Below are 22,048 nucleotides of genomic sequence, written 5' to 3' on the forward strand. Positions count from 1 at the left end.
CCCAAGGTTAGACGGCCCGAAGCAGGGCGCGGCGACCATCCCAAACACACACCGCCAATGCCCGAGAATGGCACAATCACCGCCCCTTGCCGGGCGGGCAACGGCATAACCGTCTAACCGCATGAAAATTCTGAAAAAAACCTTTGCCATCAGAAAGGCTTTCGACTACATTAGCGCGCCTCGACAGACTGAACTGGTTTGACGAGATACGGTGAAGTGTCCGAGTGGCTTAAGGAGCACGCCTGGAAAGTGTGTATACAAGAAATTGTATCGAGAGTTCGAATCTCTCCTTCACCGCCACATTCGATGTAAACAAAACCCTTGGTTTCGAAAGAAGCCAAGGGTTTTGTAGTTTCAGAAAAGCAAAAAACGTGTATCAGCCGCTACGACGCTAGGCGTTGGCCGAACGGCATGTTGAGCAGGCGTCTTAATTTCTCGCAGCTATGCTGCCGTGCGGCAGTTATCATTTCCGCGCTGAGAGATTGCCGGGCCTTTTTCTTCACCCATTCAGGCATGTGGGCTACTGAGTCAATGAAGTCGTAGGCTTGGGCAACGTCACATTCAGATGCCGAGGCAGATAAAGTAGACAGCGCTGGTTCAAGGGCCTCTTCTAAAATAGGCTTCATTTTTTCATCGCCGTGTCGGAACAGGTCAATTAGCAACTGAGTGGGAGCGGAATACACCTTTTCACCGCCTCGGTTGGTCACTTGGCTCGGAGCGACTGCGCATACTACGTCGCCCATCACCAATCCTCCGGCAGTAAGATCAACTCCCCGGTGTACGGCGCCGTTGCGCAGCTCTCTCAAGTACCCTAGCACCTCTTCACCTGAAAATCTTCCGAGGGAAAGTGCGCTCTTAATCTTAGTCTCAAAACCTGTACCGAGAGCATCTCGAACCGCGTCAACGGCGCCAAGGAGGTTTGATGCATAGAGCGAATAGTGCATGCGCATTTTGAATGCATCGGCAGGAGGTTTGAAGTTCGTGATCTCAGCGGCCGAAAATGCAGCAAATTCGAGGTGCCAAGTGACGGTGCTAACTATTGTTTCTTTATCCACTGAAATTCTCCATGTTGGACGTATAGCTGAATCTACTGCAGTAGTTTTAGCGAAATGTGTAAACGTTTAGCAATAGGTAACAGGTTGTTTGGTTTTGTTGTTCGTGAAATTCAAGATGAAAAGCTAGTGTCACGAAAAAAGGAGGTGAGATTATTTTAGCTCTAAAGAGGTCATGGCGCGGGAATGAATTCGTCAGCTTTTATATTTTATGATTTTTCCTATTTGAAAATTATCGTTTTTTCGAAATTACGTCACTCATGTATTGGTTCAAGTCGCGCAGATCATTAATCGTCCAAGCGTGCGGCGCTACCTTCACACCATTCTCTCGCAACGTTCTTGGAATCAAGTCTCCATTGGGGCGGAGTATTACCGACGATACAATAACGCCCGGATAGTCATTGAGTCGCTTCTTGAACGCAGGTGTTGTGAGGTTAGGTGTCGGCGGGTTGCTCTTGTTCGCTAATGGTCCTGTTCCCTTGATATCAGCTCCGTGGCACATGGCGCATCGCTGTAAGAACAGGTTTTTCCCATTGGTATTTTCTGCGAAGGACAGTGATGTTTGAATGAGCGTTAACATTCCCAGCGTTGCGATGAACACTATTTTCATTTTTATAGGGTCTTGTTATTTGAGTCAGGGCTGAATCGAGGGGAATCCCGCAGGTTCCATTGCAGCGAAGTGTATAGGCGAGCCCTTGAATTCTAAAGCGAGGGACGTGGCGTCAAATACGAGACAAACAAAACCCCCAGGTTTCGGCAGAGACCTGGGGGGTTGTGGCGTTTGAAAACGGGGCGTTCTTAGATCATACGCGCGGCATGTCCATCCGCCGCGCTATGACATCCAGCAGGTCGCAGCCGTCGCGCAGCGGAATTGAGCAGAGCAGGGCAAAGTCGCTGAGCACAACTGCATCACTACTTATTTCGCTACGTAGTGCAAGGTTCTCAAGAACTTGGGTGACAGCCCGAAGCCGACAACTTGCGGCGTCGAGGCCCATGTTCCGTTGCCTCATACAGATGCTCATGCGCATGCCGTCGGATTACGCCTGCACGTACACCCGTGCAGTCAGGCCCGAAGCCAGCGCCACGGACACGCGTTTGTAGTCCGACACTTCATAGGCATCCGCCGCTGTCAGTTCCTGCTCGTTGATCTGAAAGACCATGCCTTCAACGCTGGCAGCCTTTTCCTCGGTCGGCGCGACGATCGGGTGGTGGGTCTTGCCGCTGGTGGCCAGTACTTCCGGGTCGGTGATTTCTACCCAGCTCTGCGAATAGCCGAGCATGGCGTCGTGCTGCCCGACTAACTCCCGGCCGAAGTTGGCCAGTTGCACGGCCTTGTCCTGCAAGGTGCCATAGGAAAACAGCAGCACAGGAAATTGGGTGGAGTGTTCCATAGGTATTCCTTAAGCGAGTAAGTCTTCGTAAAAAGCGCCGTAGGGCTTGCTCGGGTGGGCAATCTGGATTTCCAGAGTCCACAGCCCGGCATTCGGGCAGTGCTCGAAATCGCCATGCGGTGGCCTTTGATGTCGAGGTTGAGTCGCCAGCCCATGGCCTGTTTCTCGGCGTAGCGGTACAGCTCGGGCTTCTTTGGGGTGTGCGGTTACCGGGATGTCCTCGGGTGGAACGGCGTTGTGCATTTTACTATATAGCGAGGTGACGGCAGAGCCCAATCCTGAAAACACTGGAGATTACATGTGGGAGCGGGCTTGCTCGCGAAGGCGGCGGGTCAGTCATCTCTATGTGTCTGAAAGACCGTATTCGCGAGCAAGCCCGCTCCCACATTTTTTTGACTGTGTTCAGTTTGTTAGAGGTGTAGCCAGGCCAGGGTGCCCAGTACTACGGCTACGCCGCCGGCGGTGTAGGACATGCGTTTGAGCCATTCCTTGCGCGTGAGCAACGTAATCGCCGCCAATGAAATCGCGATCTGAATCGCGGTCATCGCCTGGGCCCAGCGGTGATGCTGGTGCAGGGCTTCCTCGGATTTTTGATCCCATTCCTTGGAGGTGGCCTCAAGCTTTTCGGCCTGCTTGCGCACTTCTTCCTTCTGGCCTTTGTAGCGCTCGATCTCATCCTTGTAATGCGCGGCATCCACGCCGGGAATGTGCGTGGCCAGTTCCGCCAGGTTCTGGCGGCTGGACTTGGCTTGGTAGTAGTTCCACTGGTTGGCGGCTTCGGTCTTGATGATGGCGGCGTTGTTTTTGTCCATCGCCGCTTCGCTCTCGGTGGAGCCGGCCTGGTAGCTGAGCATGGCGCCGAGGGTGGCCATCAGCGCGGTCATCACGGCGATGCGGCTGGCGAAATTGTCACCGCGCCCGTGGGCATGTTCGGTGGTGTGTTCGATGTGTTTTTCGTGGGGGCTGGGGACTTCGAAGGCTTCGGACATGGGGGCGTCTACGAACGGAATGAGGGAGACTGATTCTTTACCAGTGAAGCTGTCTCAAGCCTGTACGTAACGCTGCAAACCCGCGACCAGCGCATCGAAGGTTACCCGGCAGCGCGGGCTGTTGCGCAGGTCTTCGTGCATGGTCACCCAGGTGTCCATCTTGAACGCGAAACCTTCAGGCAGCACCCGCCGCAGGTGTGGGTCCTGCTTGGCCAGTTGCACTTGGCAGCCGCCGATACCGGCACCGGCGCGGATCAGCGCCAATTGCGCCAAGTCGCTGTCGCTGCTGAGGGCAAAGGCGCTGCGCTCAAAGCCCTTGATGGCCAGGCTGCGGATAAACGCGTTTTCCTGGTCGAAGCCGATCACTGAGTGGCTGACCAAGTCCTGCATTTGAAGTGGAGTGCCGTGTGCTTGCAGGTAGTCATCGCGGGCATGCAGGCCCACTTCGATCAAGCCCACGCGTCGCGCCAGCAGTTGCTCCTGGCTGGGGCGCACCATGCGCACGGCGATGTCGGCTTCCAGTTGCAGCAGGTCAATCAGGCGGTTGGTGAGGATCAATTCAACGCGCAGGTGCGGGTGCTGGCGGCGCAGTTCGGTGATGATCGGCGGCAACACCTCCACGCCGACCACTTCACTGGCGGAGACCCGCACCACGCCGCGCACTTCATCGCCCTTTGAGGACGCCGCGCGTTCGAGGGCGGCGGCGGTGCGTTCCATGGTTTCGGCGTGGGCGCGCATCGTGTGGGCGACGGCAGTGGGCAACAGCCCGGTAGGCGAGCGGGTGAACAGCACCACGCCCAGCGCCGTTTCCAGCGCAGCAATGTGCCGGCCGACCGTGGGCTGTGTGATGCCGAGCTGCCGTGCGGCCCCCGACAACGAGCCTTCCTTGAGTACGCCGAGGAATGACCGGTAAAGCTCCCAACCAATATTTGCTGCCATGCATAAATGTATAGCGGCTGGATGCTCTTCGGCAATTTATCTATAGCGATGTGGCCCACAAAATGGCTTCACCAACATATTTAGGAGAAGGTCATGGGCAAGGTTCTGGTATTGGGTGCAACGGGTGGGATTGGTGGCGAAGTGGCGCGGCAGATGAGCGCGTCGGGCTGGGAGGTCTGTGCGTTGACCCGGGATGTGGACAAAGCCCGGCGTGAGAACTCGACCTTGTCCTGGCTTAAGGGCGACGCGCTCAATCGTCAAGACGTGCTCTGTGCTGCCCTTGGTTGCGCGGTGATCGTGCATGCGGTCAACCCGCCGGGTTATCGCAACTGGGCTGAGCTGGTATTGCCGATGATCGACAACAGCATTGCGGCGGCCATCGCCGAGGGCGCGACCATCGTGTTGCCCGGTACGGTCTACAACTTCGGGCCGGACGCCTTTCCTGTGCTGCACGAAGACTCGCCGCAGCACCCGCAAACCCGCAAAGGCGCGATCCGCGTGCAGCTGGAGCAGCGTTTGGAGCAGGCTTCCCGCCAGGGCGCGCGGGTGTTGATCGTGCGCGCCGGGGACTTTTTCGGTGCGCGGGTGGCTAACAACTGGTTTGCCCAAGGGCTGGTCAAGCCCGGCAAGCCCGTGAGCGCCGTGAGTTATCCGGGCGTTCCCGGTGTGGCACATCAATGGGCGTACCTCCCGGATGTGGCGCGCACTCTGCTTGAGTTGATTGAGCGGCGGGCTAGCCTTGATGCGTTCGCGCGCTTTCATATGGCGGGGCACGTGGACACCGATGGCAGGCAGATGACCCAGGCGATCCAGCGCGTGGTATTGCGTAGGACGGGCCATCAACCACGCGTAGGTCGCTTCCCGTGGTGGTTGATGAAATTGATGGCGCCCTTTGTCGTCACCATCCGCGAGATGCAGGAGATGCGTTACCTGTGGCAAACACCGCTGTTACTCGATAACAGGCGACTGGTTGCGACGCTGGGGCGGGAACCGCACACGCCGCTGGAACAGGCGGTGGAAGCCACATTGGTCGACCTGGGCTGCCTGCCTACGCCCGCCTGATCAAGTGCACATACACCGCGATGTTGATCAGCAACACCAGCGCCCCGAGCACCAATTGAATGTTTGGGGTCAGCCCCGCCGGGTAGATCAGCGTGAGGATGTAATGCTCGATAAACCCACCGCCATAACCGTCCTGCCCGGCGAGGTGGCGCAGCAGGTTTTCCCAGCGGGTCAGCGGGCAGGGCAGGTGGAACACTTCCACGGCCACACCCCAGGCGGCGGCGGGCAGGTGCAGCCACATGACCGGCCGCCATTTGAGCGCCAACAGACCGCCGAACAGAACGAACAGGATGAAACACAGGTGAAACAGCACCAGGCTGTCGGCGGCGACGCGATAGAGCATGTGTGGGTTCGCTTTTAAGGTTGGTCGGCTTCAGGCGCCGTGGTGTTACAGCTGATTTTAACGTGTGGCTGAGGTAAATGAGGACGCGGATTTTCCTGAGTAACGCTATAGCTCCAGTTGAGTGGCCTTAATGCCAAACGCCTTGGCTATCTTTTCCCGCGTTGCCCGGCGAGGTTTGTTCACCGCTTCTTGTTGGGCGAAAGCGGATTGTGAAATTCCCAGGCGGTTGGCCACTTCTAACTGGGTCAAGTTCAGGTGCTTGCGCCAGGCGCGGATGGGGCTGACCCCATCGATAATCAGGCTGACGACTTGATACGGAATAAGGTGGTTTCGGCCTTGCTGTGCGAGGTATTGCCCGTAAGGGATCACCACAAACGCAGGCTTGCCTTCCAGGTCATTGATGACTTGTATGTGGGGGGACGCACTGATCATGTTTTTCCTGCTTAAGCCTTATTTAAGGCTTATTTTTTGATAAGGCTTTAACAAGTTTTTAGGGCCTTTTTTGCAAATACACTAAGCCGGGTACCTTCCAACGTTAGCCTGTCTCCCGAGGCCAGCTGATCGAAGCTGTTGCTGCATGTAAGCCTTACTTCGCAAACGTTACGACGCGCGCGTTTGCCCACAACTGCCTTGGCGTAGTTGATCAGTGTGGTTATCAATACCGAGCCGCAAAGGTTGCTTGCAGGCAACCTGGGCCGCTATTGTGCTGAATCCTTTTAGTCCTTCTCCCAAGGTTCTGTTGTGATGAATGCACCGCGTACTGCAGTCGGTCCAATCAAGGCCGTGATTTTCGATATGGACGGCTTGTTGCTGGACACTGAAGGCATCTACACCGAAGTCACGCAGATCATCGCCGAACGTTACGGCCGCACTTATGACTGGGGCATTAAGCAACACATCATCGGCCGTGGCGCACAGGACCTGGCTGACTATGTGGTCAAGGCACTGGACTTGCCGATTACACCGGCTGAATTTCTCGAAATTCGTGAACCGCTGATGAGCGAGCGGTTCCCCAAGGCCTTGGGCATGCCCGGCGCCGAAGCGCTGGTGCGGCACTTGAAGGCGCATAACATTCCAATCGCGGTGGGCACCAGTTCGTCGCGCAATTCGTTTGGCCACAAGACCACCTTGCACCGCGAATGGTTTAGCCTGTTCGGCACCATCGTGACGGCTGATGACCCGGAAGTCGGTGCCGCCAAGCCTGCGCCGGACATCTTCCTCACCGCCGCACGCCGCCTGGGCGTGGCGCCAGAAGACTGCCTGGTATTCGAAGATTCGCCGTTCGGCGTAACCGCCGCGAAGGCCGCCCATATGACCGCCATCGCCGTGCCGGATGAAGCCATGGCCGACAGCAAGTACGCGCATGCCGACCAGATCATCCGCAAACTCGCAGACTTCGACCTGGCCGCCTACGGCCTACCCCCTTTCCCCTGAATAAACAGGGACAAAAATGTGGGAGCTGGCTTGCCTGCGAAAGCGGTGCATCAGTCGATGTATTCATTGACTGACACGCCGCCTTCGCGAGCAAGCCCGCTCCCACATTTGGTTTCGCAGTGTTCTGAAGACCTTTCCGATCAGACGCTGAAACCACCATCAATGGTCAAGCTTGCACCGGTGATATACCCAGCCTCAGGCCCCGCCAGATACGCCACAAAACTCGCAATCTCCTCCACCTGCCCATAACGCCCCACCGCCATCAACCCAATCAACGTCTCGGCAAATTCACTGTTCGCCGGGTTCATGTCAGTGTCCACCGGCCCAGGCTGCACGTTGTTTATCGTGATGCCGCGCGGCCCCAGGTCCCGCGCCAAACCCTTGGTCAACCCCACCAGTGCCGCCTTGCTCATCGCATACGGCCCACCACCGCCGAACGGCATGCGCTCGGCATTGGTGCTGCCGATGTTGATCACACGGCCGCCTTCACCCATATGTTTGGCCGCTTCCTGGGTGGCGATAAATACGCTGCGCACATTGATCGCCAAGGTCTGGTCAAAATCTTCCAGCTTGAAGTCTTCCAGAGGCGCGATGGCCAATACACCGGCGTTGTTCACCAGGATATCCAGGCGCCCAAAGGCTTCGACGGTGGCGTTGACCGCATTGCGAATCGCCGTGGCATCCGCGCTGTCAGCTTGAATGGCCAAGGCTTTGCCGCCTGCGTCGATCACGCTGTTTTGCAATTCTTCGGCTTTTGCCGCCGAGCTGACGTAGGTAAAGGCGACGGCTGCGCCTTCTGCGGCCAGGCGCTTGACGATGGCGGCGCCAATACCGCGGGAACCGCCTTGAATCAAGGCAACTTTGCCAGTGAGGTTGTGTGTGGTCATGTCGATCTCCAGGTAGTTGATGAGTCGAGTATCGACCTCACCCCGCCAGCCCGGTAGACCGTGATTGCTATAGTCTGTGTAAACCAAAAGTTTAGAGTGTGGCGATATGGAAAGCTTTGGCAGTATCGAATGCTTTGTGCGCAGCGCCGAAGGCGGCAGCTTTGCCGAGGCGGCCCGGCACCTCAGCCTGACCCCGGCGGCGGTAGGCAAAAGCGTTGCCAAGCTGGAAGCGCGCCTGGGTGTGCGGCTGTTCCAGCGCAGCACCCGCCGCCTGACCCTGACGGAGGCCGGCAAGCTGTTCCTCGACGAAGTCAGCGGTAGCCTCACCACCATCCAGAACGCCGTGGCCAACCTTGCCAGCGCCGAAGGGCGGCCGGTGGGCACGCTCAAGGTCAGCATGGGCACGGTGTTCGGTAATCGTTATGTGGTGCCGCTGCTGGGGGAGTTTATGCGGCGCTTTCCGGATATCAGCCCGGACTGGCATTTCGATAACCGCCAGGTCGACTTGATCGGCCAGGGCTTCGATGCGGCTATTGGCGGTGGTTTTGAACTGCCGCCGGGGGTGGTGGCGCGCAAGCTGACGCCGGCGCACCGGGTGCTGGTGGCTGCGCCGGATTATCTGGCGCGACGCCTGCCAGTGCAGGCGCCCGAAGATTTATCGCGGTGCCTGGGCATCCTGATCCGCTCTCCGCAAACCGGCCGCGTGCGCTCCTGGCAGCTTACCGGCCCGGAGCGTGAGCAACGCCCGTTGGTGCTCAAGCCCGGCATGACCATGAGCGATTCCGAAGCCGCCTGTTGCGCCAGCGCCCAAGGCCTGGGTATTGCGCTGGTGAGCATGCCGATGGCGTTGCCGTTTCTCGACAGCGGCGCGGTGGTGCGGGTGTTGCCCGAGTGGTACGTCGACGATGGCAACATCTCTATCTACTACGCCGAACACAAACTGCTGCCCGGCAAAACCCGGGCGTTTGTGGACTTCATCATTGAGCAGTTTGCCGAGCAGCGGTGGGGCCAGCGATTCAGCGCGGTTCAGGCACGGCTGTAGACCGAGGCCAGCCAATAACCTTCTTCGGCCGCGGCGTCGCATAAGTCCTGATCTTCGACGTCGACAACCCCAGCCGCACCAGCGACTCAGCAATCGTTACCGCCGCCGTCACCCCATCCACCACCGGCACACCCGTACGCTGGCGAATCTGCTCATCCAGCCCAGCCATGCCGCCGCAGCCGAGGCAGATCACCTCGGCCTTGTCCTCGCGGATGGCCAGTTCCGCCTGGCGCACGATAGCTTCCATGGCGGCCAGCGGATCCTCTTCCAGCTCCAGCACGGCCATGCCACTGGCGCGCACCGAGGCACAGCGCTGATACAGGCCGGCAAGTTTCAGCCGGTCTTCGATCAACGGCACGGTACGGTCCAGTGTGGTCACTACCGAATAGGCATGGCCCAAAAACATCGCTGTGCTGGCTGCCGCTTCGGTGATGTCCACTACCGGCACGTTCAACAATTCCTGCAAGCCTTCACGACCATGCTCGCCATAACCGGCCTGGATCACCGCATCAAACGGCTGGTCGTAAGCCATCACTCGGTCCATCACCGCAATGGCCGCCAGGTAGCTCTCAAAGTTGCCCTCCACCGACTCGGCGCCAAAGTACGGGGTGAGCCCGACGATCTCGGTGCCGGGCGCGGCCACGGCCCGCGCCTGTTGGGCGATGGTTTCGGTGATGGATTCGGTGGTGTTGACGTTGACCACGAGGATACGCATGGAATGTCCTTGGTTAGTGACTGACGTTATCGACTGCAATGCTTTCGCCGCTGATATCGGCGTAGAACGGCTGACGCTTGGCGATCAACAGGTACAACAGCCCTGCAATACCGGCGCCAAACAGCCAGGAAAACGGTGCGACGCTGGCAAAGCCGGGCAGCAGCGCCAACAGAATCGCGATCACTGCCGCAGGAATAAACGCCGCGACCGCGCGTAAATTGACCCCACGGCTGTAGTAATAAACGCCATTGGGGGCTTCGCTATACAGCTGCAAGACATCCACCTGGCTTTTACGAATCAGCCAGTAATCGACCATGATCACCCCGTACAGCGGCCCCAGCAGTGCGCCCAGGCCGGAGAGGAAATACACAATCACCAGCGGGCTGTTGTAGAGGTTCCACGGCAGGATCAGCACCGCCAGGGTGGCGCTGATCAATCCGGCGCGGCGAAAGTTCAGGTACTTGGGCGCCAGGTTACTCAGCACAAACGCGGGGGCGACGAAGTTGGCCATGATGTTCACCGCCACGGTGACGATCAGGAACGCCAGGCAGCCCAGCACGAGGAAGAAGGTATTGGGGATGGCCGCGATGATTTCGGTCGGGCTTTCGATCACCCGGCCATTGAGCTGGAATTGCCCGCCACAGAGCAGCACGGTGATGGCGGCAAACACCAGGATGTTCACCGGCAAGCCCCAGAAATTACCGACCAGGATGGTCTTGCGGCAGGGCGAGGAGCGAGCAAAGTCGCAGAAATTGAGGATCAGCGTGCCGTAGATGGTCAACCACAGCGCGCCGCCGGCGAAGATATTGCGCCACATCTCGCCGCCACTCAGCGGCTCGCGGATCGACCAGGCAATATTGCCGCCAACCTGGAAGTACATCCAACCGGCCAGCGACGCCACCGTCACCAGGATCACCGGCCCGGCGAATGCTTCATAGCGGCGCACCATTTCCATGCCGTACGCCAGGATCACCAGTTGCACAAACCATATCGCCACGAAACACGCCCAGCCCAGGGTCGACAGGCCGAGGATTGAGTTGTGGTCATAGTCGGCAAAGCCCGGGTGAATCGCCGACAACAGCACGCGAAAAACCACCGAAGCCAAGTAGGTCTGGATCCCAAACCAGGCAATCGCTATCACCGCACGAATCAACGCCGGAAGTTGTGCACCGTGAATGCCGAAACTGATGCGGCTGATAACCGGGAAAGGCACGCCGGTCTTCTGGCCCATAAAACCCGATAAGTTCATGAAGAAGTACACCAGCGCCGCACCGATGCCCAGCGACATCAAAATCTGCCAGCCGCCCAGTCCCAGCGCATACAAACCGATGGCAAATGAATAATTAGCGATGTTGTGCACGTCATTGGTCCACAGCGCAAAGATGCTGTAGCGGCCCCAACGTCGGCCTTCGACCTTGGTGGGCGCCAGGTCTCTGTTATGCAGGCGCGAACTGAGTACCAGCGGGCCGGGGCTTGGCGCCTCGGGGCTCAGGGCGGAGGAGGGCAGATCCAGTGCGATGTTATTCGAGAGGCTTGTACGCATTCCGGCAGGCTCCGGCGCATCTGCACGAGCGTTGCAGATGGCAAAGTGTATGTAGGTTTTGTATTTATTGTATACAAAGCGTAATTCACCTTAAGCCACATGCGTGCCAGTTTTCGATCTATAAAAACTGTGGGTAAATTCGTTTTTACTGATTAATAAAATAACTAGCTGAATTTAAAGCGATATAAATTGACCGTTTGAACAGGTATTTATTTTTTGGACGGGAGGCGCTCTTTTGAAGAGGCAAACAGCACACGAGGAGGGGTGTTACGTTTTGGTGCGAAAAAATATGAATTGCACACATAAATGGCACCGATAGTTACATAGTTGTGTACAAAATTTGTGCCCCCCCAAAAATCAAAATGTGGGAGCGGGCTTGCTCGCGAATGCGTCCTGCCAGTCACCGAATACATCGACTGAACCACCGCTTTCGCGAGCAAGCCCGCTCCCACATTTTTGGACCGTGTCAGCGATCAGGCCTTGCTGATGATATTCCCAGCATGCAGCCCACATTCCTTCTGCGTGGCTTCCTCCCACCACCAGCGGCCTTCACGCTCATGCTGGTTCGGCAACACCGGGCGGGTGCACGGCTCGCAGCCGATGCTGATAAACCCGCGCTCATGCAGGCTGTTATACGGCAGCTCGAGCATGCGGATGTAACCCCAGACTTCCTCGCTGGTCATCTGCGCCAGCGGGTTGAATTTGTACAGGGTGCGTTCCGGCGTGGAGAACGCCGTATCGATTTCCAACGCCGCCACCTGGCTGCGGGTGCCGGGGCTCTGGTCACGGCGCTGGCCGGTGGCCCAGGCACTTACGCCGGACAGCTTGCGACGCAGCGGTTCGATCTTGCGCACGCCGCAGCATTCGCCATGGCCGTCCTTGTAGAAACTGAACAGGCCCTTTTGCTTGACGAAGGGCTCCAGCTTGCTCTGGTCCGGCGAGATCAGTTCGATGTCGATCTTGTAGAACTCGCGCACCTGCTCGATAAACCGGTAGGTCTCCGGGTGCAGCCGGCCGGTGTCGAGGCTGAACACCTTGACGTTCTTGTTCAGCTTCCAGGCCATGTCGACCAGCACCACGTCCTCGGCACCGCTGAAGGAAATCCACAGGTCATCACCGAACTGGCTGAACGCCAGCTTGAGGATGTCCTGAGCGGATTTGTTGGCATAAGTCGTGGCGAGTTCAACGACGTCGAAGGCTTGGTTCATCAGGACGGTTCCTACAGGTCAGTGGCGCTGAGCGCTCTATAGGGAAGCGATGGTATCAAATCCGCCCTGCGTTGCGGCGGCCAGCTTGAGTCGCTAGAGTTCGGCAGTCCTTTTGCTCGCTCAACTAACAACATCTAATGGGAGTGTCTTGTGGAAATTGCCTGTCTCGACCTGGAAGGGGTGCTGGTTCCGGAAATCTGGATCGCCTTCGCCGAAAAAACCGGTATTGAATCCCTGCGCGCCACCACCCGCGACATTCCCGACTACGACGTGCTGATGAAGCAGCGCCTGCGCATCCTCGATGAACACGGGCTCAAGCTCGCCGACATCCAGGAAGTGATCGCCACCCTCAAGCCACTGGACGGCGCCGTCGAGTTCGTCAACTGGCTGCGCGAGCGTTTCCAGGTGGTGATCCTGTCAGACACCTTCTACGAGTTTTCCCAACCGCTTATGCGCCAGTTGGGCTTCCCGACCTTGCTCTGCCATCGCCTGATTACCGACGAAAATGACCGGGTGGTGAGCTATCAGCTGCGTCAGAAAGACCCGAAGCGCCAATCGGTGCTGGCGTTCAAAACCCTCTACTACCGTGTGATCGCCGCCGGCGATTCCTACAACGACACCACCATGCTCGGTGAAGCTGACCGTGGGATCCTGTTCCATGCACCGGAGAATGTGATCCGCGAATTCCCGCAGTTCCCGGCGGTGCATACGTTTGAGGACTTGAAAAAAGAATTCATCAAGGCGTCGAATCGGTCGTTGAGCCTGTAAGTTTCCGGCTGATGCTGCTGGCCCCTTCGCGAGCAAGCCCGCTCCCACATTCGACCACGTTCATCCTGTGAGAACGCGATCAAATGTGGGAGCGGGCTTGCTCGCGAAGGGGCCGGTACAGCCACTGCACATGTTCCATGTTAGGCCCCAGCCAGCAACCGCTCATAAGGAATACTCAACCCTTCATGTAGGCGCTTGATCATCGCCAGGCTCAGCTTGCGCTTGTGATTCAGCACTTCAGAAACCCGCCCGCTCGTGCCTATAAACGGCTCAAGGTCACGGGCGGTCATGCCTAACTGCTCCATGCGAAATTTAATCGCTTCCACCGGGTCCGAAGGCGGCATTGGATAATGTTCCGCCTCATACTTCTCAATAAGTACGGCGAGGATTTCCAGCTCGTCACCTTCTGGTGAGCCAATCTCCGCGCCCCATAGCTGCTCGACGCGTGCGAGCGCCGCAGTCAGGTCTTCCTGGGAATGAATAGGTTTTATGTTCATTACACGGTCTCCGCGTTGATCTGGTCGTAGTGCGCGTGGGTCCCCACGAAGCGTATGAACCCCAGCTGTCGCTGATAATCGATCGCTATGATCACTCGATACTTGTTGCCGCCCACGTTGAATACAACCCTGCCGCCTTTGAGAATGCTCGCTGTTCTGAGCGCTGCCTTGAGTGCTTGTGGCGTTGAATACGTGGTCTTTTCCATATGTCGATACAGCTCGACCAGCGGCGTTTTTGCATCGCAATAAGCGGGATGGCTTTCCCAGAATGTTCGTAAGGTGGAGAGCGCGATTATCCGCATTGCTGACACCTCCCATTTCGGGAGATATTAGGTGCGGCTCGATGGATATGCAATCGCGGAAATAATTTCTGACGAGTTGGCAGTCGTTTCATGTGATCCTTCACAGACGGCGGTGGGCGGTCAGCCGGACGCTATCGCCCAGCCGGTACTCCGTCCACGACCGTTCTGATTCAGGCTTTTTCTGACCGCGGCTTTAACGTCCGAAAGCCACGCAGCGCCAGGCGCTACAGGCTTTCCAAGGTTTGTAACAACACCCGCACTTTGGTCAGCGACTCCTGATACTCCGCCTCCCACTGCGAATCCGCCACGATCCCGCCGCCGCCCCAGCAGCACACCTGCCCGTCCTTCACCAGTAAGCTGCGAATCGCGATGGAACTGTCCATCTCGCCGCGCACGTCCAGATACATCAGCGAGCCGCAATACAGCCCACGTCGGGTCGGCTCCAGCTCATCGATGATCTGCATCGCACGAATCTTCGGCGCGCCAGTAATGGAGCCGCCAGGGAAGCTGCCGGCGATCAGGTCGAGGGCGTCTTTGTCGTCGGCCAACTCACCGGTGACGCTGCTCACCAGATGGTGCACGTTGGGGTAGCTTTCGAGGCTGAACAACTCCGGCACTTTTACCGAACCGGTGCGGCAGGTGCGGCCAAGGTCGTTGCGCAACAGGTCGACGATCATCAAGTTTTCGGCGCGATCCTTGGGGCTGGCGAGCAGTTCGGCGGCATTGGCCGCATCTTCTGCGGGCGTCAAACCCCGCGGGCGGGTGCCTTTGATGGGGCGGGTTTCTACGCGGCGCTGGCTGATGTGTACAAAGCGCTCCGGCGACAGGCTCAGCACCGCGCCGTCATCCGGCAGGCTCTGGAACCCGGAAAACGGCGTCGGGCAGGCCTCGCGCAGGGCGCAGTAGGCCACCCATGGATCACCGATGCACGGCGCGCGAAAGCGCTGGGCAAAGTTGACCTGGTAGCAGTCACCGGCCTGGATGTAGTCCTGGATGCGCACGATGGCCTGGCGGTAAGCCTCGGCGCTGAGGTCCGGCGCCATTGGGCCGCGAAGCGCGAAGCTAGCCGATGCCTCAGAGGCAGGCAGGCTGAACAGGTCGATCAGGCGTTGCCGTTCGCTGGCGGCCAGCGCCGGGTGAAAAACCAACTGACTGGTGCGCGCCTGATGATCGCTGGTCAGCGCCCAGGCATACAGCCCGAAGCGTGCATCCGGCAGGTGCAGGTCATCCACCGCCAACTGCGGCATGCGTTCCAGATGCCGGCCGAAATCGTAGCTCAGGTAACCGATCAAGCCGCCGGCAAAGGGCAGTTCCAAACCGGCGGGCAATGCCGCCTCACCCAGTTGCGTCAGGTTTTCGCGCAAGCGCTGCAGGAAATCACCGCCGCTTTCGTCAGGCCGTACCGTCAGCGTTTCCAGCGGCCAGGCACTGAGCAGGTCATAACGCCCACGCTCGGCAGCCGGGCGGCTGCTGTCGAGCAGCACCGCGCCGGGGGCATGGCGAATCGCCGCGAAGTAGTCGGCGGGGTTGGCCCGGTAGGGCAGCGGGTGTACGGAACAGGTCGACATGCGGGGTGGATCAGCTAATGGCGCGGGGGAGGGGATTGTAGTCCCCCGTAGGATTTGCTCCTAGAGGGGATGTTCGGTGATTAGTCGCTACTGATCGTTCCCACGCTCCGCGTGGGAATGCATACCGTGACGCTCTGCGTCACAGGCGGACTGATATCAACCTTCCACCGCAGGAATATGCCCAAACATCTCCTGCACAAACTTCACTCGCTCTTCCGGCGTTTCCGTCACGCCCGCAGCCTTCAGCTCCTCCAACCGCGCTTCCACCGCATGGGTACGCAACGTCAGGCCGCAGTCGTTGGCGATCTGGATATTCAGCCCCGGCCGCGCGTTCAGCTCGAGGATCAGCGGGCCTTTTTCCTGGTCCAGCACCATGTCCACACCGATGTAACCCAGCCCGCACAACTCATAACAGCTGGCGGCCAACGTCATGAAACCGTCCCAGTTGGGCAGTTGCACGCCGTCTACCGCGTTGGTGGTGTCGGGGTGTTTGGTGATGATGTTGTTCAGCCAAGTGCCGCGCAATGTCAGGCCGGTAGCCAGGTCGACACCCACGCCAATCGCGCCCTGGTGCAGGTTGGCCTTGCCGCCGGACTGGCGTGTCGGCAAGCGCAGCATGGCCATCACCGGGTAGCCCATCAGCACGATGATGCGAATATCCGGTACGCCTTCGTAACTGATGCTCTTGAAGATCTGGTCGGGCACCACGCGGTATTCGATCAGCGCGCGGTCGCGGTGGCCGCCCAGGGAATACAGGCCGGTGAGGATGCTGGAGATCTGGTGCTCGATTTCTTCATGGCTGATGATCTTGCCGGACACCGTGCGATAGCGCCCTTCAAACCGGTCGGCCACCACCAGGATGCCGTCGCCGCCGGCGCCCTGGGCCGGCTTGATCACGAAATCGCTGCGCCCACCGATGATCTCGTCGAGCTTGTCGATTTCCTTCTCGGTGGAAATGATCCCGTACATTTCCGGCACGTGAATGCCGGCCGCCATCGCCCGCTCCTTGGTGATGATCTTGTCATCCACAATCGGGTACAGGCTGCGCTTGTTGTACTTGAGCACGTAGTCGGCGTTACGCCGGTTGATGCCCATGATCCCCCGCGCTTCGAGGGCCTTCCAGGTCTTCCAGAAGCCGAACATTACGAATCAGCCTTGAGGAAAGCCTTGAAACGCACCAGCTCGGTCAGGCGGTAGCCGCGATAACGCCCCATGGCCAGCATGAAGCCCACCAGGATCAGCAGGATCGCCGGGAAGGTGAACACAAAGTAGATCAACTCCGGCACGCTCATGATGATGTGCGCCAGCGAGGCGGCGAACAGCGTACCAATCGCCACTTTCAGCGCGTGGTTGGCGCCGCGTTCTTCCCAGGTGATCGACAGGCGTTCGATGGTCATAGTCAGGATCACCATCGGGAACAGCGCCACCGACAGCCCGCGCTCCAGGCCCAGCTTGTGGCTGAACAGGCTGATGGCTGCAATCAGCACCACCACGAAGGTCAGCACCACCGACAGCCTCGGCAGCATCTGCAACTTCAAGTGTTCCAGATAGGACCTGAGCGACAAGCCCAGCGCGGTAATAATGGTGAACAGCACAATCCCGAAGCCCAACTGCGTCTCGCGGAACGCCAACGCGATCAGCACCGGGGTAAAGGTGCCCAGCGTCTGCAGGCCGATCAGGTTGCGCAGGATCAGGATCACCAGCACGCCAATCGGGATCATCACCATGATCATGAAGGTCTGCTGGGTTTGCAGTGGCAGGCCGTACAACGAATATTCGAGGAAATTGGCGTCAGTGTTTTCGTCGGTCAGCTTGGCCAGGCGAATCGCGTTCATTTCGCTGTTGTTCAGGCTGAAGGTCACCATGGCTTTTTTGCCGCCATCCACCGTGATCAGGTTTTCATCGCCGGTCCACCACAGCAGGCGGTCGGCCGGCAGGCCTTGCTCGCCGGTTTCCGGGTTGAAGTACAACCAGTCATTGCCATTGAAGCTGCGCAGCCACAGTTCCGGGGTTTGCGGCTGGTCGGCCACCAGGCGGATGGTGTGGACTTTTTCCACCGGCACATGGGCGATGGACAGCAATAACTCGACGATTTTGGCCTTGTGCGGCGTCGAAGGGTCGCCCGCCAGCAGCAGCTTCACATTGTCGTCGTTGAGGTTATTGGTGCGCTTGATCGCTTCGGTAATAAACGTCTCGACGTCCGCCGAGTGCTGGCGGATCGGCGCCAGCAAGGCTTCGGCGGCGATTTTTTCCGGGCCTTCCACGGCAATGCTGTCGCGGAAGGTCGGGCCTTTGACCTTGACCTTTTCGCCGCTGTAACGCTTGGTCAGCACCAGGCGGTAATACAGCGTCTGGTTGCCCTTGGCGCGGCGGGCCGACCAGGTGACCTTGCGGTTGCCATCGGTGCGGTTGACGCTCACGCCGTAGTTATTGGAGATGAAACTTTCATTGAGGCTGACGAAGTCGCGGCTCAGGGGCGGCACGAACATCGAAATTTTCACCGGGTCCTTGGGGTTGGCGACGAACTCGACCTTGGCGTCGATGTTCCACAGGTCGTCGGTGGCGTCCTCGGTGACGGGAATCCCCAGCACGAAAATCTGGTAGGCGGTGACCGAAATACCCAACACCACCAGGATGGTGATCAGGATTTTCAGGTGCAGGGTCAAAGAGCGCATTCGGTTTACTCGGCGGTAGGAGCGTCAGCGGCGCAGGCAGGTTTGCCCGCTGCGTATTTAAGACTGGGGTCGACCAGCGCATCAAAGCGTTTCAGCGCTTCGGAGCCGATCAGCAGCGGGTATTGGAATGCGCTGCGGTCAGTCAAGTTCACTTCGATGCTGCGTAAAGCGGTGCCCATGCAGATGTCCAGTGCAATCACTGGGCGGGCGGTGTAGTTCTTGTCCTCATCGGGGTCGTAGTCACCGGCGCGGCGCTTGATCTTGCTGACGCGGGCCAGAGGGCGTTCGATGGGGTGGGAATGGGCGGTGTCGATGGCCAGGTAGAAGCGTACCCAGGATTCACCGTTGCGCTTGAAGCGCTTGATGTCGCGGGCGCTCAACGAGGCGGTCTTGGCGCCAGTGTCGAGTTTGGCTGCCACTTCCAGGTCAATGCCGGCAAGTTTTGCGTATTCATTCAGGCCATACACGGTCTTCTCGGCGGCAACGCCAAGGCCCGGTAAGCACATAAGGCAACACATTAAAAGGAAGGGCTTGAGTCTCATAGATCCTGAGGCGGTGCAGTGCGATGTTTAATTCAAGGCGACTGGCATTGCTGCGCAAGCTCCCTCGTGCGCCGTTTCATCAAATGATGTCAGGCAAATGCGGCGGGCATTCTAACATGATGCTTTTTTGGCGCCAGCGCTGGCAGGCGGCCATGCCCCGAGAACGTGCAGAAGGGGTTATTAGACGATTGTCGACAATGTGGATTTATTCTTTGACTATTAAGGGCTGATTGGCTAGTTTTTGCCGCATTGCTTTTAAAGGTGTCGACAATATGCTCGATCAAGCGGAAGCCTCCCTGGCGCCGTCAGACGATTCCCAGACAATGTCGGAGAACGTCTTCCGGCGTATCCAGGCCGCCATCGTCAAGGGCGAGATCGCCCCCGGCAGCAAGATTTCAGAGCCGGAACTGGCGCGCACCTATGGCATCAGCCGTGGCCCGCTGCGCGAAGCGATCCACCGCCTCGAAGGCCAGCGCCTGCTGGTGCGCGTGCCCCACGTTGGCGCGCGGGTCGTGTCCTTGAGCCATGCCGAGCTGATCGAACTCTATGAAATCCGCGAATCCCTCGAAGGCATGGCCTGCCGTTTGGCCGCCGAGCGCATGACCGACGCCGAGATCGAAGAGTTGCGCCAGGTGTTGCACACCCACGAGCGCGATGCGGCCTTCCAGGCCGGTGTCGGCTATTACCAGCAGGAAGGCGACTTCGATTTTCATTACCGGATAATTCAAGGCGCCGGTAATCGCACCCTGACCCAAATGCTCTGCGGCGAGCTGTATCAATTGGTGCGCATGTACCGCATCCAGTTTTCCGCGACCCCCAATCGTCCACGCCAGGCCTTTGCCGAGCATCACCGCATTCTTGACGCGATCGCCGAGCGTGACGGTGAACTGGCCGAATTGTTGATGCGCCGGCATATCGGCGCGTCCAAACGCAACATTGCCCGTCACTTCCCGGACGGCGCTCCCCAATCACGAGGTGAGTCATGAGTTCGAACAATAAAACGACACCCGGCCAGCGTTTCCGTGACGCCGTCGCCAGCGAACACCCATTGCAGGTGGTCGGTGCGATCAACGCCAACCACGCACTGCTGGCCAAGCGCGCCGGGTTCAAGGCGATCTACCTGTCAGGTGGCGGCGTCGCGGCGGGCTCTCTGGGCGTGCCGGACCTGGGCATCACCGGCCTGGATGACGTGTTGACCGACGTGCGCCGCATCACCGACGTGTGCGACCTGCCGCTGCTGGTGGACGTGGACACCGGTTTCGGCTCCTCGGCCTTCAATGTGGCGCGTACGGTCAAATCGATGATCAAGTTCGGCGCGGCCGCCATCCATATCGAAGACCAGGTCGGCGCCAAGCGCTGCGGTCATCGCCCGAACAAAGAAATCGTGTCCCAGCAGGAAATGGTCGACCGCATCAAGGCCGCCGTGGACGCACGCACCGATGACAGCTTTGTGATCATGGCGCGCACTGACGCCCTGGCGGTCGAAGGTTTGGAGTCTGCGCTGGAACGTGCCGCCGCCTGCATCGAAGCCGGCGCCGACATGGTCTTCCCGGAAGCCATCACTGAGCTGGAGATGTACAAGCTGTTCGCCTCCCGTGTGAAAGCGCCGATCCTGGCCAACATTACCGAGTTCGGCGCGACGCCGCTGTACACCACCGAACAGTTGAAATCTGCCGATGTTTCCATCGTGCTGTACCCGCTCTCGGCCTTCCGCGCCATGAACAAGGCCGCCGAGAACGTCTACACCGCGATTCGTCGCGACGGCACCCAGCAGAACGTGATCGACACCATGCAAACCCGCATGGAGCTTTACGATCGCATCGACTACCACACCTTCGAGCAGAAGCTCGACGCGCTGTTTGCCGCCAAAAAGTAACCCTGTGGCTCCCTAATAAATTCAAGATTGGAGAACGAACATGGCTGAAGCAAAAGTACTCAGTGGCGCCGGCCTGCGTGGCCAGGTGGCCGGGCAGACCGCACTGTCCACCGTGGGTCAGGCCGGCGCCGGCTTGACCTACCGCGGCTACGACGTGCGCGAACTGGCCGCCGATGCGCAATTTGAAGAAGTCGCCTACCTGCTGCTGTACGGCGAGCTGCCAACCCAAGCCGAACTGGCCGCCTACACCGCCAAACTCGGCAAGCTGCGCGACCTGCCCCAGGCACTGAAAGAAGTGCTGGAGCGCATCCCTGCCGACGCCCACCCGATGGACGTGATGCGCACCGGTTGCTCGTTCCTGGGCAACATCGAGCCGGAGAAAGACTTCTCCGTGCAGCGCGACGTGACCGACCGCCTGCTCGCCGCGTTCCCGGCGATCATGTGCTACTGGTATCGCTTCAGCCACGACGGCAAGCGCATCGACTGCGTGACCGACGAGCCGAGCATCGGCGGCCACTTCCTGCACCTGCTGCATGGCAAAAAGCCGAGCGCGCTGCACGAGAAAGTCATGAACGTGTCGCTGATCCTCTACGCCGAGCACGAATTCAACGCGTCGACCTTCACCGCCCGCGTGTGCGCCTCGACCCTGTCGGATCTTTACTCCTGCGTCACCGCTGCCATCGGCTCCCTGCGCGGCCCGCTACACGGCGGTGCCAACGAAGCGGCGATGGAAATGATCGAGCGTTTCGGCTCGGCCGAGGAAGCAGTCGAAGGCACCCTCGGCATGCTGGCGCGCAAAGACAAGATCATGGGCTTCGGCCACGCGATCTACAAAGACAGCGACCCGCGTAATGAAGTGATCAAGGGCTGGTCGAAAAAACTCGCTGATGAAGTGGGCGACAAGGTGCTGTTCCCGGTCTCGGAAGCCATCGACAAGACCATGTGGGAGCAGAAGAAACTGTTCCCCAACGCCGACTTCTACCATGCCTCGGCGTACCACTTCATGGGTATTCCGACCAAATTGTTCACGCCGATCTTCGTTTGCTCGCGGCTTACAGGCTGGGCCGCGCATGTGTTCGAGCAGCGCGCCAACAACCGCATCATCCGTCCAAGCGCCGAGTACATCGGCGTAGAACAGCGCAAGTTCGTGCCAATCGAACGTCGCTGAGTGGGAGGTCTGGGGATTCTGAAGTGGTAACCAAATCAAATGTGGGA

24 protein-coding genes, 1 tRNA gene and 2 pseudogenes are annotated in these 22,048 nt (G+C 58.9%); 8 read left to right on the top strand and 19 right to left on the bottom strand.

Annotation, left to right across the window (positions count from 1 at the left end):
* Positions 1-210 precede the first annotated feature (210 nt).
* A tRNA-Ser gene (locus HX783_RS25480) sits at positions 211-300 on the top strand.
* Positions 301-383: 83 nt separating this feature from the next.
* Here HX783_RS25480 and HX783_RS25485 read toward each other — a convergent pair.
* The 7 genes and pseudogenes from HX783_RS25485 to HX783_RS25515 form a co-directional block, all read right to left on the bottom strand.
* Positions 384-1,055, bottom strand: coding sequence for a hypothetical protein (locus tag HX783_RS25485; RefSeq protein ID WP_177018699.1), 672 nt, complete (start codon positions 1,053-1,055; stop codon positions 384-386).
* 229 nt (positions 1,056-1,284) lie between these two features.
* Positions 1,285-1,662, bottom strand: coding sequence for a c-type cytochrome (locus tag HX783_RS25490; protein WP_177018700.1), 378 nt, complete (start codon positions 1,660-1,662; stop codon positions 1,285-1,287).
* A 193-nt stretch (positions 1,663-1,855) separates the two neighbouring features.
* A pseudogene (locus HX783_RS25495) lies at positions 1,856-2,041 on the bottom strand (short-chain dehydrogenase); the annotation flags it as partial.
* A 48-nt stretch (positions 2,042-2,089) separates the two neighbouring features.
* Complete coding sequence (locus HX783_RS25500) at positions 2,090-2,443, bottom strand: gamma-glutamylcyclotransferase family protein (protein ID WP_177018701.1); 354 nt, start codon at positions 2,441-2,443, stop codon at positions 2,090-2,092.
* Positions 2,444-2,452: 9 nt separating this feature from the next.
* A pseudogene (locus HX783_RS30085) lies at positions 2,453-2,628 on the bottom strand ((Fe-S)-binding protein); the annotation flags it as partial.
* A 225-nt stretch (positions 2,629-2,853) separates the two neighbouring features.
* The gene (locus tag HX783_RS25510; protein ID WP_177018702.1) at positions 2,854-3,432 is read right to left on the bottom strand and encodes a DUF4337 domain-containing protein; all 579 of its coding nucleotides are present in this window, start codon (positions 3,430-3,432) and stop codon (positions 2,854-2,856) included.
* 54 nt (positions 3,433-3,486) lie between these two features.
* Positions 3,487-4,371 carry a LysR family transcriptional regulator gene (locus HX783_RS25515; protein WP_177018703.1) on the bottom strand — a complete coding sequence of 295 codons (885 nt, stop codon included), beginning with the start codon at positions 4,369-4,371 and terminating at the stop codon, positions 3,487-3,489.
* 93 nt (positions 4,372-4,464) lie between these two features.
* On the opposite strand from HX783_RS25515, the gene HX783_RS25520 reads away from it, so the two are divergent.
* The gene (locus HX783_RS25520; RefSeq protein ID WP_177018704.1) at positions 4,465-5,433 is read left to right on the top strand and encodes an NAD-dependent epimerase/dehydratase family protein; all 969 of its coding nucleotides are present in this window, start codon (positions 4,465-4,467) and stop codon (positions 5,431-5,433) included.
* Here HX783_RS25520 and HX783_RS25525 read toward each other — a convergent pair.
* Both HX783_RS25525 and HX783_RS25530 read right to left on the bottom strand, forming a co-directional pair.
* Positions 5,420-5,776, bottom strand: a complete 357-nt coding sequence (locus tag HX783_RS25525) for a DUF2784 domain-containing protein (protein ID WP_177018705.1) — start codon at positions 5,774-5,776, stop codon at positions 5,420-5,422. The two genes, HX783_RS25520 and HX783_RS25525, sit on opposite strands and share 14 nt — an antisense overlap.
* A gap of 105 nt (positions 5,777-5,881) precedes the next feature.
* Entirely contained in the window at positions 5,882-6,208 is a 327-nt protein-coding gene (locus HX783_RS25530) for a helix-turn-helix domain-containing protein (protein WP_177018706.1), read from the bottom strand.
* Between the two features lie 312 nt (positions 6,209-6,520).
* Here HX783_RS25530 and HX783_RS25535 point away from each other — a divergent pair, with 312 nt between their 5' ends.
* On the top strand, positions 6,521-7,210 hold the full coding sequence (locus HX783_RS25535; protein ID WP_177018707.1) for an HAD-IA family hydrolase: 690 nt from the start codon (positions 6,521-6,523) through the stop codon (positions 7,208-7,210).
* 140 nt (positions 7,211-7,350) lie between these two features.
* Here the strand turns inward: HX783_RS25535 and HX783_RS25540 are convergent, their stop codons facing one another.
* Positions 7,351-8,097, bottom strand: coding sequence for a 3-oxoacyl-ACP reductase family protein (locus HX783_RS25540; protein ID WP_177018708.1), 747 nt, complete (start codon positions 8,095-8,097; stop codon positions 7,351-7,353).
* A gap of 106 nt (positions 8,098-8,203) precedes the next feature.
* On the opposite strand from HX783_RS25540, the gene HX783_RS25545 reads away from it, so the two are divergent.
* Complete coding sequence (locus HX783_RS25545) at positions 8,204-9,139, top strand: LysR family transcriptional regulator (RefSeq protein WP_177018709.1); 936 nt, start codon at positions 8,204-8,206, stop codon at positions 9,137-9,139.
* Here HX783_RS25545 and HX783_RS25550 read toward each other — a convergent pair.
* The 3 genes from HX783_RS25550 to HX783_RS25560 form a co-directional block, all read right to left on the bottom strand.
* Positions 9,114-9,854, bottom strand: coding sequence for an aspartate/glutamate racemase family protein (locus tag HX783_RS25550; RefSeq protein WP_177018710.1), 741 nt, complete (start codon positions 9,852-9,854; stop codon positions 9,114-9,116). The genes HX783_RS25545 and HX783_RS25550 overlap by 26 nt on opposite strands.
* A 13-nt stretch (positions 9,855-9,867) precedes the next feature.
* Complete coding sequence (locus HX783_RS25555) at positions 9,868-11,397, bottom strand: NCS1 family nucleobase:cation symporter-1 (protein ID WP_177018711.1); 1,530 nt, start codon at positions 11,395-11,397, stop codon at positions 9,868-9,870.
* Positions 11,398-11,870: 473 nt separating this feature from the next.
* Complete coding sequence (locus HX783_RS25560) at positions 11,871-12,605, bottom strand: phosphoadenylyl-sulfate reductase (protein ID WP_159958981.1); 735 nt, start codon at positions 12,603-12,605, stop codon at positions 11,871-11,873.
* A gap of 150 nt (positions 12,606-12,755) precedes the next feature.
* On the opposite strand from HX783_RS25560, the gene thrH reads away from it, so the two are divergent.
* On the top strand, positions 12,756-13,373 hold the full coding sequence (gene thrH, locus HX783_RS25565) for a bifunctional phosphoserine phosphatase/homoserine phosphotransferase ThrH (RefSeq protein WP_122718003.1): 618 nt from the start codon (positions 12,756-12,758) through the stop codon (positions 13,371-13,373).
* A 140-nt stretch (positions 13,374-13,513) separates the two neighbouring features.
* Here thrH and HX783_RS25570 read toward each other — a convergent pair whose 3' ends face one another.
* From HX783_RS25570 to HX783_RS25595, 6 genes are all read right to left on the bottom strand, one after another.
* Positions 13,514-13,870: a type II toxin-antitoxin system HigA family antitoxin gene (locus HX783_RS25570; RefSeq protein ID WP_177018712.1), complete on the bottom strand. Its 357-nt coding sequence runs from the start codon at positions 13,868-13,870 to the stop codon at positions 13,514-13,516.
* Positions 13,870-14,172 (bottom strand): type II toxin-antitoxin system HigB family toxin, encoded by a 303-nt coding sequence (locus tag HX783_RS25575; RefSeq protein ID WP_177018713.1) that lies wholly within the window; start codon positions 14,170-14,172, stop codon positions 13,870-13,872. The genes HX783_RS25570 and HX783_RS25575 overlap by 1 nt, the downstream gene beginning before the upstream one ends.
* A 224-nt stretch (positions 14,173-14,396) precedes the next feature.
* Positions 14,397-15,740 (bottom strand): aminodeoxychorismate synthase component I, encoded by a 1,344-nt coding sequence (gene pabB, locus HX783_RS25580; protein WP_177018714.1) that lies wholly within the window; start codon positions 15,738-15,740, stop codon positions 14,397-14,399.
* A 156-nt stretch (positions 15,741-15,896) separates the two neighbouring features.
* Entirely contained in the window at positions 15,897-16,883 is a 987-nt protein-coding gene (locus HX783_RS25585; protein ID WP_177018715.1) for an alpha-L-glutamate ligase-like protein, read from the bottom strand.
* On the bottom strand, positions 16,883-18,415 hold the full coding sequence (locus tag HX783_RS25590; protein ID WP_159958969.1) for an inactive transglutaminase family protein: 1,533 nt from the start codon (positions 18,413-18,415) through the stop codon (positions 16,883-16,885). The genes HX783_RS25585 and HX783_RS25590 overlap by 1 nt, the downstream gene beginning before the upstream one ends.
* 5 nt (positions 18,416-18,420) lie before the next feature.
* The gene (locus tag HX783_RS25595; protein ID WP_159958967.1) at positions 18,421-18,957 is read right to left on the bottom strand and encodes an ATP-dependent zinc protease; all 537 of its coding nucleotides are present in this window, start codon (positions 18,955-18,957) and stop codon (positions 18,421-18,423) included.
* Positions 18,958-19,229: 272 nt separating this feature from the next.
* Here HX783_RS25595 and HX783_RS25600 point away from each other — a divergent pair, with 272 nt between their 5' ends.
* Genes HX783_RS25600 through prpC form a run of 3 tightly spaced genes read left to right on the top strand, consistent with a single transcriptional unit; the run spans position 19,230 to position 22,001 of the window.
* A complete protein-coding gene (locus HX783_RS25600; protein WP_177018716.1) occupies positions 19,230-19,943 on the top strand; it encodes a GntR family transcriptional regulator in 714 nt (237 codons plus the stop codon).
* The gene (prpB, locus tag HX783_RS25605; RefSeq protein WP_021491517.1) at positions 19,940-20,833 is read left to right on the top strand and encodes a methylisocitrate lyase; all 894 of its coding nucleotides are present in this window, start codon (positions 19,940-19,942) and stop codon (positions 20,831-20,833) included. Before HX783_RS25600 ends, prpB begins: the two co-directional genes overlap by 4 nt.
* A 40-nt stretch (positions 20,834-20,873) precedes the next feature.
* On the top strand, positions 20,874-22,001 hold the full coding sequence (gene prpC, locus HX783_RS25610) for a 2-methylcitrate synthase (RefSeq protein WP_177018717.1): 1,128 nt from the start codon (positions 20,874-20,876) through the stop codon (positions 21,999-22,001).
* Positions 22,002-22,048 lie beyond the last annotated feature (47 nt).

This window comes from Pseudomonas sp. D2002 (genome assembly GCF_013385735.1).
Lineage (GTDB): Bacteria > Pseudomonadota > Gammaproteobacteria > Pseudomonadales > Pseudomonadaceae > Aquipseudomonas.

Bases quoted from the DNA above. Each gene is read 5' to 3' on its own strand.
- HX783_RS25500 (WP_177018701.1), bottom strand. From the start codon at position 2,443: ATGGAACACTCCACCCAATTTCCTGTGCTGCTGTTTTCCTATGGCACC.
- HX783_RS25560 (WP_159958981.1), bottom strand. From the start codon at position 12,605: ATGAACCAAGCCTTCGACGTCGTTGAACTCGCCACGACTTATGCCAAC.
- HX783_RS25535 (WP_177018707.1), top strand. From the start codon at position 6,521: ATGAATGCACCGCGTACTGCAGTCGGTCCAATCAAGGCCGTGATTTTC.
- HX783_RS25520 (WP_177018704.1), top strand. From the start codon at position 4,465: ATGGGCAAGGTTCTGGTATTGGGTGCAACGGGTGGGATTGGTGGCGAA.
- HX783_RS25600 (WP_177018716.1), top strand. From the start codon at position 19,230: ATGCTCGATCAAGCGGAAGCCTCCCTGGCGCCGTCAGACGATTCCCAG.
- prpB (WP_021491517.1), top strand. From the start codon at position 19,940: ATGAGTTCGAACAATAAAACGACACCCGGCCAGCGTTTCCGTGACGCC.
- HX783_RS25515 (WP_177018703.1), bottom strand. From the start codon at position 4,371: ATGGCAGCAAATATTGGTTGGGAGCTTTACCGGTCATTCCTCGGCGTA.
- HX783_RS25525 (WP_177018705.1), bottom strand. From the start codon at position 5,776: ATGCTCTATCGCGTCGCCGCCGACAGCCTGGTGCTGTTTCACCTGTGT.
- HX783_RS25530 (WP_177018706.1), bottom strand. From the start codon at position 6,208: ATGATCAGTGCGTCCCCCCACATACAAGTCATCAATGACCTGGAAGGC.
- HX783_RS25540 (WP_177018708.1), bottom strand. From the start codon at position 8,097: ATGACCACACACAACCTCACTGGCAAAGTTGCCTTGATTCAAGGCGGT.
- HX783_RS25555 (WP_177018711.1), bottom strand. From the start codon at position 11,397: ATGCGTACAAGCCTCTCGAATAACATCGCACTGGATCTGCCCTCCTCC.
- pabB (WP_177018714.1), bottom strand. From the start codon at position 15,740: ATGTCGACCTGTTCCGTACACCCGCTGCCCTACCGGGCCAACCCCGCC.
- HX783_RS25550 (WP_177018710.1), bottom strand. From the start codon at position 9,854: ATGCGTATCCTCGTGGTCAACGTCAACACCACCGAATCCATCACCGAA.
- prpC (WP_177018717.1), top strand. From the start codon at position 20,874: ATGGCTGAAGCAAAAGTACTCAGTGGCGCCGGCCTGCGTGGCCAGGTG.
- HX783_RS25490 (WP_177018700.1), bottom strand. From the start codon at position 1,662: ATGAAAATAGTGTTCATCGCAACGCTGGGAATGTTAACGCTCATTCAA.
- HX783_RS25575 (WP_177018713.1), bottom strand. From the start codon at position 14,172: ATGCGGATAATCGCGCTCTCCACCTTACGAACATTCTGGGAAAGCCAT.
- HX783_RS25590 (WP_159958969.1), bottom strand. From the start codon at position 18,415: ATGCGCTCTTTGACCCTGCACCTGAAAATCCTGATCACCATCCTGGTG.
- HX783_RS25510 (WP_177018702.1), bottom strand. From the start codon at position 3,432: ATGTCCGAAGCCTTCGAAGTCCCCAGCCCCCACGAAAAACACATCGAA.
- HX783_RS25545 (WP_177018709.1), top strand. From the start codon at position 8,204: ATGGAAAGCTTTGGCAGTATCGAATGCTTTGTGCGCAGCGCCGAAGGC.
- HX783_RS25595 (WP_159958967.1), bottom strand. From the start codon at position 18,957: ATGAGACTCAAGCCCTTCCTTTTAATGTGTTGCCTTATGTGCTTACCG.
- HX783_RS25570 (WP_177018712.1), bottom strand. From the start codon at position 13,870: ATGAACATAAAACCTATTCATTCCCAGGAAGACCTGACTGCGGCGCTC.
- HX783_RS25585 (WP_177018715.1), bottom strand. From the start codon at position 16,883: ATGTTCGGCTTCTGGAAGACCTGGAAGGCCCTCGAAGCGCGGGGGATC.